This window comes from Psychroflexus lacisalsi (genome assembly GCF_020164495.1).
GTDB classification, from domain to species: Bacteria; Bacteroidota; Bacteroidia; order Flavobacteriales; family Flavobacteriaceae; genus Psychroflexus; species Psychroflexus lacisalsi.
Map to the genome: position 1 here is coordinate 729,636 of NZ_JAIQYZ010000001.1, position 13,127 is coordinate 742,762.

15 protein-coding genes and 3 tRNA genes are annotated in these 13,127 nt (G+C 34.2%); 3 read left to right on the forward strand and 15 right to left on the reverse strand.

All coding sequences use genetic code 11. The features are described 5' to 3' along the window. Positions 1 to 56: 56 nt before the first annotated feature. The 4 genes from LB449_RS03305 to LB449_RS03320 all read right to left on the reverse strand — a co-directional run bounded on the left by LB449_RS03305 (position 57) and on the right by LB449_RS03320 (position 1,449). Complete coding sequence (locus LB449_RS03305) at positions 57 to 743, reverse strand: SDR family NAD(P)-dependent oxidoreductase (RefSeq protein WP_224453638.1); 687 nt, start codon at positions 741 to 743, stop codon at positions 57 to 59. Between the two features lie 246 nt (positions 744 to 989). Continuing rightward, positions 990 to 1,073 (reverse strand) — tRNA-Leu (locus tag LB449_RS03310). A gap of 170 nt (positions 1,074 to 1,243) precedes the next feature. Then, positions 1,244 to 1,316, reverse strand: a tRNA-Lys gene (locus LB449_RS03315). Between the two features lie 60 nt (positions 1,317 to 1,376). Next, positions 1,377 to 1,449 (reverse strand) — tRNA-Lys (locus tag LB449_RS03320). Positions 1,450 to 1,552: 103 nt separating this feature from the next. Between LB449_RS03320 and LB449_RS03325 the strand changes: the two genes are divergently transcribed. Continuing rightward, positions 1,553 to 2,083: a shikimate kinase gene (locus LB449_RS03325; RefSeq protein ID WP_224453639.1), complete on the forward strand. Its 531-nt coding sequence runs from the start codon at positions 1,553 to 1,555 to the stop codon at positions 2,081 to 2,083. On the opposite strand, the gene LB449_RS03330 is transcribed toward LB449_RS03325, so the two are convergent. After that, positions 2,080 to 2,580 carry a phosphoribosyltransferase family protein gene (locus LB449_RS03330; RefSeq protein WP_224453640.1) on the reverse strand — a complete coding sequence of 167 codons (501 nt, stop codon included), beginning with the start codon at positions 2,578 to 2,580 and terminating at the stop codon, positions 2,080 to 2,082. The genes LB449_RS03325 and LB449_RS03330 overlap by 4 nt on opposite strands. Positions 2,581 to 2,584: 4 nt before the next feature. After that, positions 2,585 to 2,968: an RNA-binding S4 domain-containing protein gene (locus tag LB449_RS03335; protein ID WP_224453641.1), complete on the reverse strand. Its 384-nt coding sequence runs from the start codon at positions 2,966 to 2,968 to the stop codon at positions 2,585 to 2,587. Between the two features lie 67 nt (positions 2,969 to 3,035). Between LB449_RS03335 and LB449_RS03340 the strand changes: the two genes are divergently transcribed. Continuing rightward, positions 3,036 to 3,953, forward strand: coding sequence for an FKBP-type peptidyl-prolyl cis-trans isomerase (locus LB449_RS03340; protein ID WP_224453642.1), 918 nt, complete (start codon positions 3,036 to 3,038; stop codon positions 3,951 to 3,953). 74 nt (positions 3,954 to 4,027) lie between these two features. Here LB449_RS03340 and LB449_RS03345 read toward each other — a convergent pair whose 3' ends face one another. The 3 genes from LB449_RS03345 to recR all read right to left on the reverse strand — a co-directional run bounded on the left by LB449_RS03345 (position 4,028) and on the right by recR (position 7,203). After that, entirely contained in the window at positions 4,028 to 5,374 is a 1,347-nt protein-coding gene (locus tag LB449_RS03345; protein WP_224453643.1) for a dihydrolipoamide acetyltransferase family protein, read from the reverse strand. 84 nt (positions 5,375 to 5,458) lie between these two features. Then, positions 5,459 to 6,574, reverse strand: a complete 1,116-nt coding sequence (locus LB449_RS03350) for a glycosyltransferase family 2 protein (protein ID WP_224453644.1) — start codon at positions 6,572 to 6,574, stop codon at positions 5,459 to 5,461. 5 nt (positions 6,575 to 6,579) lie between these two features. Next, a complete protein-coding gene (recR, locus tag LB449_RS03355; RefSeq protein ID WP_224453645.1) occupies positions 6,580 to 7,203 on the reverse strand; it encodes a recombination mediator RecR in 624 nt (207 codons plus the stop codon). Between the two features lie 84 nt (positions 7,204 to 7,287). Here recR and LB449_RS03360 point away from each other — a divergent pair, with 84 nt between their 5' ends. Then, positions 7,288 to 8,742 carry a sodium:solute symporter gene (locus tag LB449_RS03360; RefSeq protein WP_224453646.1) on the forward strand — a complete coding sequence of 485 codons (1,455 nt, stop codon included), beginning with the start codon at positions 7,288 to 7,290 and terminating at the stop codon, positions 8,740 to 8,742. On the opposite strand, the gene LB449_RS03365 is transcribed toward LB449_RS03360, so the two are convergent. From LB449_RS03365 to folE, 6 genes are all read right to left on the reverse strand, one after another. Beyond that, positions 8,698 to 9,060, reverse strand: coding sequence for a CoA-binding protein (locus tag LB449_RS03365; protein ID WP_224453647.1), 363 nt, complete (start codon positions 9,058 to 9,060; stop codon positions 8,698 to 8,700). The two genes, LB449_RS03360 and LB449_RS03365, sit on opposite strands and share 45 nt — an antisense overlap. Positions 9,061 to 9,236: 176 nt before the next feature. Further along, positions 9,237 to 9,719 carry a DUF192 domain-containing protein gene (locus LB449_RS03370; protein ID WP_224453648.1) on the reverse strand — a complete coding sequence of 161 codons (483 nt, stop codon included), beginning with the start codon at positions 9,717 to 9,719 and terminating at the stop codon, positions 9,237 to 9,239. Next, entirely contained in the window at positions 9,706 to 10,536 is an 831-nt protein-coding gene (lgt, locus tag LB449_RS03375) for a prolipoprotein diacylglyceryl transferase (RefSeq protein ID WP_224453649.1), read from the reverse strand. Before lgt ends, LB449_RS03370 begins: the two co-directional genes overlap by 14 nt. Before the next feature lie 48 nt (positions 10,537 to 10,584). Further along, the gene (yidD, locus tag LB449_RS03380) at positions 10,585 to 10,830 is read right to left on the reverse strand and encodes a membrane protein insertion efficiency factor YidD (protein ID WP_224453650.1); all 246 of its coding nucleotides are present in this window, start codon (positions 10,828 to 10,830) and stop codon (positions 10,585 to 10,587) included. A gap of 3 nt (positions 10,831 to 10,833) precedes the next feature. Further along, a complete protein-coding gene (gene cysS / locus LB449_RS03385) occupies positions 10,834 to 12,327 on the reverse strand; it encodes a cysteine--tRNA ligase (protein ID WP_224453651.1) in 1,494 nt (497 codons plus the stop codon). Positions 12,328 to 12,330: 3 nt separating this feature from the next. Continuing rightward, entirely contained in the window at positions 12,331 to 13,008 is a 678-nt protein-coding gene (gene folE / locus LB449_RS03390; RefSeq protein WP_224453652.1) for a GTP cyclohydrolase I FolE, read from the reverse strand. Positions 13,009 to 13,127: the final 119 nt, after the last annotated feature.

Below are 13,127 nucleotides of genomic sequence, written 5' to 3' on the forward strand. Positions count from 1 at the left end.
TATAATTACAAATTCAGTTGAATATTGAATCAGAATTTTTATGAATGGTAATCCTTTTAGTCAATTGCCGAAAAGGTTTCACCGTTTGGGCCATCATTTTCAATTAAAACCGGCTTAAGCGCACCTGGTAAAACTTCCTCAACAGAATGATCTGCAAATTCGCCACCTAAGTCTGTTGATATCCACTGAGGGTCTAAAGAATTGATTCTAACACCAGTTCCTTCAAATTTTACTGCAAGGTCAATAGTTATTTTGGATGCAGCCCATTTTGAAACGCTATATGGTAGTAGCTCTGGCTGATCTTTAATTCCAGAAACCAAATTGACAACTCTACCAAAGCCATTTTTCACCATTCCAGGAATAAAGGCACTACTCAGAGTGTAAACACTTAAAACATTTGTCTTCATGCTTTTCATCCATTCCTCCCAATTGTGGCTCCAAAAATCTTCTTTATAGCTCGTCATGATTGCAGCGTTATTGTATAAGATATCTATATTAACATTTAGTTTTTGAACTTGTTTTATGACGTCTTTAATGCTCTTTTCTTCAGATAATTCCCCATGAACAATATTTACCCTCACATTGTAAGGTTTTAAAAGCTCCAAAGTTTTGTTGCAGTTTTCCTTTTTTCTACCATGTACAACTACGTTACAACCTAAATTTGCCAAACCAACAACAATTTGTTGACCTATACCTCGGCTAGATCCAGTTACAAATGCTGTTTTATTTTTTATATCAATCATAGATTATATGTTTAGGGGATGGGACTATATATTTTATAAATGCAATATTGTATACAGATAACAAAGTTATGTATAATATTCTTTTTTGATTCTTTCAATACCTATTAAATAATGAAGAATACAATGGTTTTAATTGTCCTACATTGCTTAAATTCTTGTGTAGTTAAAGAACAGGAAATCAAATAATATTTTTGAAATTACTTTTATTAAAAAATACTAGGAAGGAAAAATTTAAATTATAAAAAGTGCCCAGAGCGGGAGTCGAACCCGCACGCCCTAAAGGACACATGGCCCTCAACCATGCCTGTCTACCAGTTCCAGCACCTGGGCATTTAGGATACAAATATAACTCTTAAAATCTTTGATTCAATATTAAGATTATTAATAGTTATAAAATAAGAGGGAAAAGAGTTGATTTAAATATGACTTGTCTTGGATTTTCTTAGGTTTAGATTATCTCTAAAACTCTTGAACCAACTAACAAAACACATTTTATAAAGTGATCTGGCTGGGGCTCGAACCCAGGACCCTCTCCTTAAAAGGGAGATGCTCTACCAACTGAGCTACCAGATCTAAAATATTTGTAAGAACTTTATTTTAATAAAATACCCGTGTCAAGCACGGGATTATAAGTGATCTGGCTGGGGCTCGAACCCAGGACCCTCTCCTTAAAAGGGAGATGCTCTACCAACTGAGCTACCAGATCTTTTGCGTCTTTTTGCGGGTGCAAATATAATATCTTAGTTTGTTATTTCAAGCAAAAATAAATTAAATTTGAAACATTTTTAATTTGTTCAAAGTTGAAGTTTATGAAAGTAGTTTTGTTGGGATATATGGGAGTTGGAAAGTCAACGCTTGGGCGGGTCTTAGCAGATTCCTTGGAGTTTAATTTTATCGATTTAGACACTTACATTGAGGCTGAGGAGGGTTTAAGTATACCAGAATTATTTAAAACTAAAGGTGAAATCTATTTCCGAAAAAGAGAATCTTACTATTTGAAAGAGATTCTTTCAAGAGATGAAGATATAGTTTTATCATTGGGAGGAGGGACTCCGGTTTATGGAAATAATATGAAAGAAATTGTGGAAGCTAATGATACTATTTCTGTTTACTTAAAACTTCAGCTTAATGAGCTTGTTGCTAAGCTATATCATCAGCGATCAAAGCGCCCTCTCATAGCTCACTACCAAGACGAATCTGAATTCGAAGAATTTGTGAGAAAACATTTATTTGAACGTCAGCAATTTTATTTTCTCGCAGATCACGTTTTAGATTTGACCGGAAGTAACGTCAATGAAAGCTTAAGTGAATTACTAAGGTTACTTAATAAGAACGTTTAAATCAATTCTGCTTTTGCTGGAGCATTGAAATCAACTTTCACACTTTCATTTAATGATGTTGATAAAGATATTCCTTTAAAGTCGACTTTAATAGGATATTTTTTATGATTTCTATCGACCAAAACAGCTGTTTTAAATTGCTTTAATGGAACATCGAGAAAATGCTTAGCAGCAAACATTAAGGTAGAGCCCGTATTGAGAACATCATCAATTAAAATCACACTTTTGTTTTTATACTCTGTCGGAGTTAGAGAAACTTCAACACTATTAAGTGGATTCTTTTTGTTAATTTTTACCTTGGTCAGGATAATAGACTGTTCAGATAGTTTATTGAGATTTTTTAATATTGACTCAGCCATTTTAAATCCATTTTTTTCAATACCTGCAACCACTATAGACTCTTCATTTATGCATGCTTCTAGAATCTGAAGTGATATCCGTTTAATCTTGATGTCGATATCTTCCTCAGATAAAATTAAGGTGGGTTCTGTTTTCATTTTACTAGTCTATATCGTCTTTGGTATTTTCTTTTAAGTCATCTAATTCTCTTCTATCCTTTTTAGTTGGTCTTCCGGCTCCTTTCTTTCTATAATAATCTTGAGAATACTTTAATAAATCTAATTTTTCCAAGTTCTCTTTCGGAGTAATATCATTACAATAGATATTCACCAGTTTGGCTCCAACTCTGGATTTGGGAAGATCTAAAACTTCAATTTGATAATTGATTTGATTTTTTCTTACTTCCAGCTTATCTGTAGGATAAACGTTTCTTGAGGGTTTTATGGATTCACCTCCTATTTTCACATGACCTTTTTTGCAAGCATTGGTGGCGATGCTTCGAGTTTTAAAGTATCGCACTGCCCACAAATATTTATCTACCCTCATCAAAAACAAATTTAATCTCAAACAAAAATATAAGAAAATTGTATCTTGCGACCAAAATAACAGTTAAATGAAAATACAAAATCTAGTTTTAATTTTTATCTTTTTTACAGTGATTGCATGCAGTAATGATGATGATGGTCCGGCTGAAGTAGTTACAAGAGATGTTGAAGAGGTAAAGGTTGAAAATATGGAGCAAATCGAGACCTTTTTAGAAACTCACTATTATGTGTTTGAAGAAAATTCTCAAAATTCAAACTTTCAAAATATAGTCTTCAAAGAGATAGAAGAAGGAGATACGGATAAGCAACCAGTAATGGAATCTGAGTTTCTTAAATCAAAAACTGTTACACAGCTAGAAACTGACTATACATTATACTATTTACAAATACGTGAGGGAGCACAGTCACAAAGAAAACCAACGTTTGCAGATTCTGTTCTTGTAACTTACAAGGGTTTTTCAATTACTGAAAAAGAGGTTTTTGATAACTCTCCGAATCCTGTTTGGTTTGATCTGACAAATAATATAATTGGCTTCTATGAGGTGATGGATGAGTTCAGAGGTTCTACTGGTGTTATTGAGAACCCAGATGGTACTGTAACTTTCGATGATAACTTTGGAATAGGATCTGTTTTTATTCCTTCAGGCATTGCTTATTTCGCTTCTCCGCCAGCTGGTTCTGGTATTAGTGCGTATGAGCCTATTGTATTTAATATTCAATTGTATAAATCCATAGAGTCAGATCACGATCGTGATGGTGTACCTACATGGATGGAGGACGTAAATGAAAACAGAAGAGTCAATGATGATGACACTGACGAGGATAGAGTCCCTAACTACGCAGATGGTGACGATGATGATGATGGTGTTTCAACGCGAGAGGAAGTAGAATTTGATGAAGGAGGAGATCTGGTTTTACCTTTTCAAGATTCAAACGGTAATGGTATTCCAGATTATCTGGATTCATCTTTTCCTGCTCAAAATTAATCCTACAGTTTTAATAATTTAAAAAGCCCTTAAATTTAATATTTAAGGGCTTTTTGTTTAAACTATGAAGAAAATTAAATGCTTCTTTCAGTATCAAAATTTTCTATATATTCTTTCATTCTCTGAATAAATTGACCTCCAAGGGCACCATTTACAACTCTATGGTCATAACTATGTGACAAGAACATCTTATAGCGTATTCCGATAAAGTCGCCTTCTGGCGTCTCAATAACTGCTGGGACTTTTCTTATAGCGCCCAAAGCTAAAATACCAACTTGTGGTTGATTGATTATTGGTGTACCCATTACACTTCCAAAAGTTCCAACATTAGTCACCGTATAAGTTCCGCCTTGAGTTTCATCTGGTTTGAGCTTTCCCTTACGTGCTCTTCCCGCCAGATCATTCACTTTCTTGGCCATGCCAAGCAAGTTGAGTTGATCTGCATCCCTTATTACAGGAACTATAAGATTGCCGTCTGGCAAAGCAGCAGCCATTCCCAAATTGATATGTTTTTTCATAACAATCTTATCACCATCTACTGAGATATTAATTTTAGGGAAATCCTTAATGGTTTTAGCAACAACTTCCATGAAAATAGGGGTGAAGGTCAGCTTTTCGCCTTCTCTTTTTTGAAACTCATTTTTATATTTATTTCTCCAGTTCCAGACGTCTGTGACGTCCACCTCAATAAAAGACTGAACATGAGCTGAAGTTTGAGTGCTAGCAATCATATGGCTGGAAATCAATTTTCCCATTCTGCTCATTTCAATAACTTCATCCTCAGCATTTATATTTACTGGGGTGCTAACATTAGGCACAGGCTGTGTCTTTTTTGTTTCAGCAGTTTTTTCTTCCGAAGCTGTTTTTGATTTACTTTGCTGTGAGGATGTTTTACCCTCTTTTTTGTTTTTAACGTAGGCAAGAATATCATCTTTTGTTACCCTTTCGTCCATACCAGTACCTTGAATGGCTTCAAGTTCATCGAAAGAAACGTTTTCTTTTTCAGCAATATTTTTGACTAGAGGGGAGTAGAACCTAGATGAATCTGAGTAGTCTGCTTTTGTTCCAGCAATATTTTCAGCTTGTTTAACACTGTCTTCAACTACAGACGCAGCTTCTTCAATTTCTTCAGATTCAGATACAGAGTCATCCTCAGTATCATCACTAGAATCTTCTTCGCCTTCAACTTCTATAATGGCGACAACCTCTCCAACTTTCACGACATCATCTATATCAAATAACTTTTCTACTAAAACGCCGTCATATTCACTTGGAACTTCAGAGTCTACCTTGTCTGTTGCAATCTCAAGGACCGCCTCATCAGCCTCGATATTATCGCCGACTTCTTTAAGCCAACTGGTAATGGTTGCCTCAGCAACGCTTTCTCCCATTTTGGGTAACTTTAATTCTTTTTTTGCCATATATGTAACCTAAAAGGTGTTTTTGTATTTCAGATTGCAAATTTAGTAAAATTAAGCTAGTTATATTCCTAAGTTCTTACCTTCTTAACTTAGGTCAATAACTTCGCCTTTCAGATACTTACTTTCGCTTCCTATTATAAAATTATAATTTCTCGGTTTTATTCTATAAGCATTATTCTTAGACTTAAGATTAGTCATGATATTTATACAATCTCTGTATTGTAAGTAATTAGAGTCAATTATGATAAACGAATTTTCCACTTCTGATGTTATTTTTGAAGAAACCTTTATTTTAGAATTCAATCGGTTTGCAACTTTATTTCTCAAACATTTACTTTCAGAAACCAAGAGGGTTTCTTTAAATGTTTGTTTCCTATTTTTTATAGATTTAAGCTTTATTCTCTCTAAAGCCATAGTTAGTTTGAGAATCTGTTTTACCAGACTAAAGGATGTTTTATAATTCTTGAAGTGCTTTTTGTAAAAAATGTACATTGCTTCATAAAATCGATTAACATACAATTGGTCCTTGATTGTGCTTTCACCTTTAAAATGTAAAACTTTTACAGAACCCAAGTAGTAGTTTTGGAAGCCAGCCTTGAGAATTCTGTAACTTAAGTCAATATCTTCCCCATACATAAAGTAATCTTCATCAAATCCTCCAATATTTAGATATACTTCAGTTTTCATAAACATAAATGCTCCGACCAATATATCAGTAGATCCTTTATCTTCTTTTTTTAATTTAAAATTATAATAGGACGAAGAGTTTCCGGTTAGTTTCTTTAGAGCAACTCTTGGTGTAGGTATATTCCGTTTACTTTCTTTAAGAAATTTCCCTGAACCATCGATCAATTGGACGCCTACAGCTCCGGGTTTTTTCAATTCTTGATAATATTTTAAAAGATTTTCGAAGCAATCTTCAGGAACAACGGTATCTGGATTTAGGATGCAAAGAAATTCTCCCTGAGCTTTTTTTACACCTATATTATTTCCTTTGGAAAATCCTAAATTTTCTTTATTACTAATTAGTCGTACTTCAGGAAAGTTTTTTCTTACTAATTCGCAACTTGCGTCCAAAGATTTATTATCTACAACAATAATTTCAGCTTCGATATTTTCAATTGATTTAGTAACGCTATCTAGGCAGAGCATCAAATGATGAGGTACTTTGTAGTTTAGAATAACAATGGAAAGTTTCAAAAAGATTAGTTTTTTAATGAATTTTCAAATGGAACTCTTTGTAAAATACTTCTTCCTAAAGTAATTTCATCTGCATATTCCAATTCATCTCCTATTGAAATTCCTCTGGCTATTGTAGAGGTCTTTAATTCTCGTTTTGAGGATTGTATCTGTTTATAAATATAAAAGTTGGTTGTGTCACCCTCCATAGTGCTGCTTAAAGCAAAAATAATTTCCTTGACCTTACCTGTTTTTACTTTGGTTACTAAAGTTTCTATATTCAACTGATTTGGTCCAACCCCGTCCATGGGACTTATTTTACCTCCTAAAACGTGATAAATTCCTTTGTATTGTTCTGTATTTTCAATTGCCATAACATCCCTTATATCTTCAACAACACATATAATGGATTGATCCCTAGATTGGTTTTTGCAAATACCACAAAGATCTTGGTCTGAGATGTTATGACAGCTTTTACATTGTTTGACTTTCGTTTTTAAATCGACTAAAGCGGTTGCAAGATCTGTAGTTTGAGCTTGCGGTTGCTTCAATAGGTGTAAAGCTAGTCGAAGTGCAGTCCGCTTACCTATTCCCGGTAACAGCGAAATCTCTTCAATCGCCTTTTCAAGATACTTTGATGAAAACTCCATACCGGGCTAAAATACAATTTTGAGTCTTCTTTTTATAAAAATCTTAAATAAACATTTGTATTTTCGCCTGCCAAAATAAAATGTATGCAGGCTTACCAGATTTTACTTCTTGTTTTAGCTTATTTCGTTGTCCTTATTTTAATTTCATTTTTAACCAATAAAAGCGGAAGTAATTCTGAGTTTTTTCAGGCCAATAAGCAATCTCCATGGTATCTCGTTGCTTTTGGGATGATAGGTGCGTCACTTAGTGGGGTCACTTTCATTTCAATCCCTGGTACAGTAGCTTTCAGTAGCTTTAGTTATTTTCAAGTTGTACTCGGTTATACCATTGGATATGCTGTAATAAGTCTTGTGCTTATGCCTCTATATTATAGGCTCAATCTTACTTCTATCTACACTTACTTAGATTCCCGTTATGGCAATTATGCCTATAAGACTGGGGCTTCCTATTTTATCCTTTCAAGGATAGTGGGTGCTAGTTTCAGGCTTTTTTTGGTGGCAAATGTTCTTCAGCTCATAGTTTTTGATGCATTAGGCATTCCTTATTATGTAACTGTAAGCATTACTATATTACTAATCTGGCTGTATACATTCAGAAGTGGAATAAAAACTATAGTATGGACAGATACTTTGCAAACGCTATTTATGCTTATAGCCTTGGGTATTTCTATTTATTTTATTTCAGACGCTTTACAGGTAGAAAGTTTATGGATTTACTTAGGGACTCACGATAACTTTCAAATTTTCTTTTTTGAAGATTATAAAAGTTCAGACTTCTTCTTCAAACAATTTATATCTGGAATGTTTATCGCGATAGTTATGACAGGTCTTGATCAGGACATGATGCAAAAAAACTTAACCTGCAGAACTCTTAAAGATGCTCAAAAAAATATCTTCTGGTTTACGCTGGTTTTGACTGTGGTCAACTTTTTATTTTTGCTCCTAGGTTTACTCCTTACCGATTATGCAGATTTGGTTGGAATTTCAGAGACAAGGGATGATTTATTTCCAGCAGTGGCAACTTCTGGTGTACTAGGTGTAGCTGTAGCAATCACCTTCATATTAGGTCTTGTAGCAGCGGCTTATTCGAGTGCAGACAGCGCGTTAACTTCGCTTACAACTTCTATAAGTATTGATATACTTAATATCGAAGATAGATATTCTGTAGCCTCTCAAACCAAAGTGAGAAAATATATTCATGTTCTAATTTCTCTAGTTCTTATTGTTGTGATGATGATTTTTAAATATGCAATCGCAGATAAGAGTGTTATCAATAAGTTATTTGAATTTGCTGGATACACCTATGGTCCACTTTTAGGACTGTATGCTTTTGGATTGTTTACCAAATGGATAGTTAAGGATAGATGGATACCGATTGTAGCGATTCTGTCACCTATTCTTTCTTATATTATCAGTAGTTTAAGCTTAGCTTACCTGAACTTTGAATTTGGCTTCTTTATTCTGATTTTGAATGGTTTGCTAACCTTTCTTGGCTTAATATTGATTTGTAGCCAGAAGAACCAGAGTACAGGCATTTAAAGTTTTGATTCCTGCCTTTTCAAGTTTATCTTGAAGCTCAAAGCTTTCTGTACCAGGATTAAAAATTACTCGCTTAGGACAAAGTTCAAGTAGAAAGTCTTCGTATTGTTTTTGATGATTGGGATTCAGATATAAGGTAACAGTATCAACTTTCTTATCTGTTGAAATTTTAGTCTGTATCTCAACACCTTTTACTTCACCTTTCCGTTTGCCAAGAGCAATAACGGCTTTGTTATTCTGCAACAAAGCACGAATAGCTTTATTGGAATATCTACTTGGATTTTCTGAAGCGCCAATGACAAGAGTTATGCTTTTCATTCCTTTTTTCTTTTTTGTTGAACAATGCTTTAGCTTTGATTATCAATGTGTTAAACTGTGTTAATGATTGTAACAATACACCCTTTTATGCGTTTAACTAATAAAATATTGTTTGTTTGGATTAGCCTCTAGTAAACTCATTTTATAAAAAAAGGTAGTCTTTAAGATTACCTTTTTTAGTATAAAATAATTTGATTACCTCTTTCAAGTGATAATTTATCAACAGAACCAGCATTTAATTCAAGAACGTAAATCGAAGGAACTTCAGAAGGAATAAGTTCTTCAGATAGCGGTGTGGTATTTAAATTAAAATCTACAATTTCTAGGTTTTTATTAAAATAAATCAAGTCAAGTGGGAGGTAAGTGTTTTTCATATAAAATGAGGGTCTCAGCTTTTCAGTCTCATAGATAAAAAGCATCCCTTGATTAGATTCCATTTTTTTTCTATGCATTAATCCCGTTTCTTTTTCATAATCAGATTTAGCTAATTCAATTTTGAAAACAGGAGACAATGTATCTTTGTTTTTAATAAACTTTAGAAGCGTATCATTTTTAAATTGAATTTCTCTTGTAAGATTTTGATCTTGTTTTTTTTCAGATTGACAAGATATTGCAAGTAAGATCAAGCTTAACCTAAAAATTATTTTAAACAACTTCACTTTTTTGAGATGTTTTATTCGAAAAATAAATGATTCCTAAACCAATTATAATCATAGGAATACTCAATAATTGTCCAGTGTTGAATAACCAGTCTGCCCTTTCCGCTACTTGAGGTTCCTTGACATACTCTACCAAAAATCGAATAGTCCATAGTAAAGTAAAAAATATTCCGAAAAGAACACCTTTCTTTTGTTTGAGGTTAGTTTTCCAAAAAAGCAAAGATAAAACTCCGAAAAGAATCAAATATGAAACAGATTCATACAACTGAGCGGGATGTCTGGGGAAGCTTTCTCCCAATTGCACAAATATGACTCCGAAGTCTGAACCTGTTGCTTTACCGACGATTTCAGAATTCAAAAAATTTCCAATTCTAACAAATACAGCACCTAAAGCTACAGGAATTGTTATACGGTCAAGAATCCAAAAGATAGATTTTTTTGTTACATTCTTGCTGTAAAAGTACATTCCAATGGCAATACCAATAGCTGCACCGTGACTGGCAAGACCTCTAAAACCTGTAAATTCAATATCCGGAACAAAGCTTACAGGTAGGAAAACCGATAGTGGATCCTCGAGAAATAATTCTGGCTGATAGAAGATGACGTGACCCAATCTTGCTCCAGCAAGCGTAGAAATTATGGTGTAAATTAGAAGCTTATCCAGCTTTTCTAATGAAATACCTTCGTGAATAAATATTCGCTTTGAAATATAAAATCCACCACCAAAAGCAATGAGAAACATTAAACTGTAATACCTGAGAGTTAGAATTCCTAGGTCGATTCCCAAAGAGGGATCCCATTGGATAGCTTGGAACATGCTTAAATTATTTGAGGGCTAATATACAGAATATTGAAATGTTCACCTCTAATCTGATTCTTTTTTAGGCTTCGGGACTGGATCATAACCAGATTTTCCCCAGGGATGACATTTTGAAATTCTTACAGCACTTAGATAAAAGCCCTTGATCACCCCATGGGTTTCAAATGCTTCAATAGCATAATGTGAGCAGGTTGGTTGAAACCTGCAACTAGGCCCTAATAGAGGGGATATGATCCATTGATAAAGCTTGATGAGAACTAAAAAAGGAAAAATCAATAATTTACGCCACATTGATTAAGATTGAATCTCAAAAGTAGTTCCTTCTCGACTGTCTTTCAACTCCACTTTCATTTCTAAAAGTTTATCACGTATCTTATCACTAGTTTCAAAATTTTTATTGAGTCGGGCATGATTTCTCATCTCAATTAAGAAATGAATAAGCTCTTCAAAATCGTTTGTATTGTCTTTCGATTTTGAATTATTTTCTCCATCTTCAAGTCCCATGACATCAAAAATAAAGTCTTTCATGGTTTTATCTAGCAAATCGATATGTTCTTGAGTGAATTTTATTCGATTCGCTTTGGCTAGATTAATTTGTTTCACAGCTTCAAAAAGATGGGCAATTAAAATCGGACTGTTAAAGTCATCATTCATCGCTTCATAACATTTCTTTCTCCATTCTGAAACATCAAAATCTGAAGACTTTGAGGCTTTAATTGACTTTAAAGTTTCAAGACTATCCATCAATTTATTGAATCCTTTTTCTGAGGCGGATAAAGCTTCATCGGAAAAGTCAAGAATGCTTCTATAGTTGGCCTGAAGCATGAAAAATCGAACTACAGGTGCTGTATACGCTTTTGATAGATTTTCGTTTTCTCCTGTAAAAAGTTCTCTAGGTAAGATATTGTTGCCAGTACTTTTAGACATCTTCTTACCATTTAATGTCAACATATTGGCATGCATCCAATAGTTAACAGGATCCTTTCCAGTGGAAGCATGGCCTTGAGCAATTTCACACTCATGGTGAGGAAACTTCAAATCCATTCCACCGCCATGAATATCAAATTGATCACCAAGATACTTGGAGCTCATTACGGTACATTCCAGATGCCATCCTGGAAAACCTATTCCCCATGGTGAGGGCCAGCGCATGATGTGCTGAGGTTCTGCTTTTTTCCAAAGCGCAAAATCCTGAGGGTTTTTTTTATCAGATTGGCCGGCAAGCTCTCTAGTATTCGAGATAAGATCCTCGATTTTTCTTCCGCTTAACTTTCCGTAATGTTGAGATTCATTGTATTTCATCACATCAAAGTACACATTACCTTTTACTTCGTAGGCCAGTCCTTTATCAAGTATGGTTTTTATAGTTTCAATTTGCTCAATAATATGCCCTGTAGCTGTAGGCTCAATACTAGGAGGTAGGTTATTGAATTTTTGAAGGATTTGATGAAAATCAACACTGTATTTTTGAACCACTTCCATTGGCTCAATTTCCATTAATTTAGCTTTTTTCGCGATTCTATCTTCTCCTTCTTCACCATCATTTTCCAAATGACCAGCATCTGTAATATTTCTTACATACCTTATTTTATAACCTAAGTGCTTCAGGTAACGAAACACCAAATCAAAAGAGATAAAAGTCCTGCAATTTCCTAAATGAACATTGCTATATACGGTAGGACCGCAGACATACATGCCGACGTAGCCTTCAGTTATAGGTTTAAACTCTTCTTTTTCTCCTGAAATAGAATTATAAATCTTTAAGGATTGATGCTTATATAAAGCCATTAGTTAAAATTTAGTTTCCAAATTTATATAATTGAGAAGCTCTTTCCTCACATTCTCGTCTTTGAATTTTCCTCCAAACTCGCTCGTTACAGTGCTACTTTCTATGTCGTTGATACCACGGCTATTGACGCAAAGGTGTTTGGCATCAATGATACATGCTACATCCTCAGTTTCCAAAGCCTTTTGTAGCTCTTTGACCACTTGCATGGTAAGCCTTTCCTGAACCTGTGGTCGTTTAGCGAAGTAATTGACGATTCTATTCATTTTGGAAAGTCCTACAACTCTTCCGCTAGATATGTAGGCGACGTGAGCTCTTCCAATAATTGGTAAAAGGTGGTGTTCACAAGTAGAATAGACCGTAATGTTCTTTTCCACGAGCATTTCACCGTATTTGTAATTATTCTCAAAAGTTGATGCTTTAGGTTTTTTCTCAGGGTTTAAACCTCCAAAAATTTCGTTCACGTACATCTTAGCCACTCGTTTGGGAGTACCCATCAAGCTGTCATCTGTCATATCCATACCCAATGTATGCATGATTTCATAGACGTGACCTTTTATTTTTTCAATCTTTTCATCCTCTGTCATATCAAAAGCGTCGTTTCTTACCGGGTTTTCGTAAGATGTAGCTATATGATTATCGCCGATTTCTTCTGTAAATTCTTTATTTTTTTGTTCGCTCATTTCTTAAAAATTAGTAATCGCGAAGATAGCCTTTCTTTAATTTTTGACACTCAAACTTTTTTTCTTTGTATAACTTTACGTTATAAATTAACTAAGCTTTTGTATTTATTCTGAATTTG

Bases quoted from the DNA above. Each gene is read 5' to 3' on its own strand.
- LB449_RS03305 (WP_224453638.1), bottom strand. From the start codon at position 743: ATGATTGATATAAAAAATAAAACAGCATTTGTAACTGGATCTAGCCGA.
- LB449_RS03325 (WP_224453639.1), top strand. From the start codon at position 1,553: ATGAAAGTAGTTTTGTTGGGATATATGGGAGTTGGAAAGTCAACGCTT.
- LB449_RS03330 (WP_224453640.1), bottom strand. From the start codon at position 2,580: ATGAAAACAGAACCCACCTTAATTTTATCTGAGGAAGATATCGACATC.
- LB449_RS03335 (WP_224453641.1), bottom strand. From the start codon at position 2,968: ATGAGGGTAGATAAATATTTGTGGGCAGTGCGATACTTTAAAACTCGA.
- LB449_RS03340 (WP_224453642.1), top strand. From the start codon at position 3,036: ATGAAAATACAAAATCTAGTTTTAATTTTTATCTTTTTTACAGTGATT.
- LB449_RS03345 (WP_224453643.1), bottom strand. From the start codon at position 5,374: ATGGCAAAAAAAGAATTAAAGTTACCCAAAATGGGAGAAAGCGTTGCT.
- recR (WP_224453645.1), bottom strand. From the start codon at position 7,203: ATGGAGTTTTCATCAAAGTATCTTGAAAAGGCGATTGAAGAGATTTCG.
- LB449_RS03360 (WP_224453646.1), top strand. From the start codon at position 7,288: ATGCAGGCTTACCAGATTTTACTTCTTGTTTTAGCTTATTTCGTTGTC.
- LB449_RS03365 (WP_224453647.1), bottom strand. From the start codon at position 9,060: ATGAAAAGCATAACTCTTGTCATTGGCGCTTCAGAAAATCCAAGTAGA.
- lgt (WP_224453649.1), bottom strand. From the start codon at position 10,536: ATGTTCCAAGCTATCCAATGGGATCCCTCTTTGGGAATCGACCTAGGA.
- yidD (WP_224453650.1), bottom strand. From the start codon at position 10,830: ATGTGGCGTAAATTATTGATTTTTCCTTTTTTAGTTCTCATCAAGCTT.
- cysS (WP_224453651.1), bottom strand. From the start codon at position 12,327: ATGGCTTTATATAAGCATCAATCCTTAAAGATTTATAATTCTATTTCA.
- folE (WP_224453652.1), bottom strand. From the start codon at position 13,008: ATGAGCGAACAAAAAAATAAAGAATTTACAGAAGAAATCGGCGATAAT.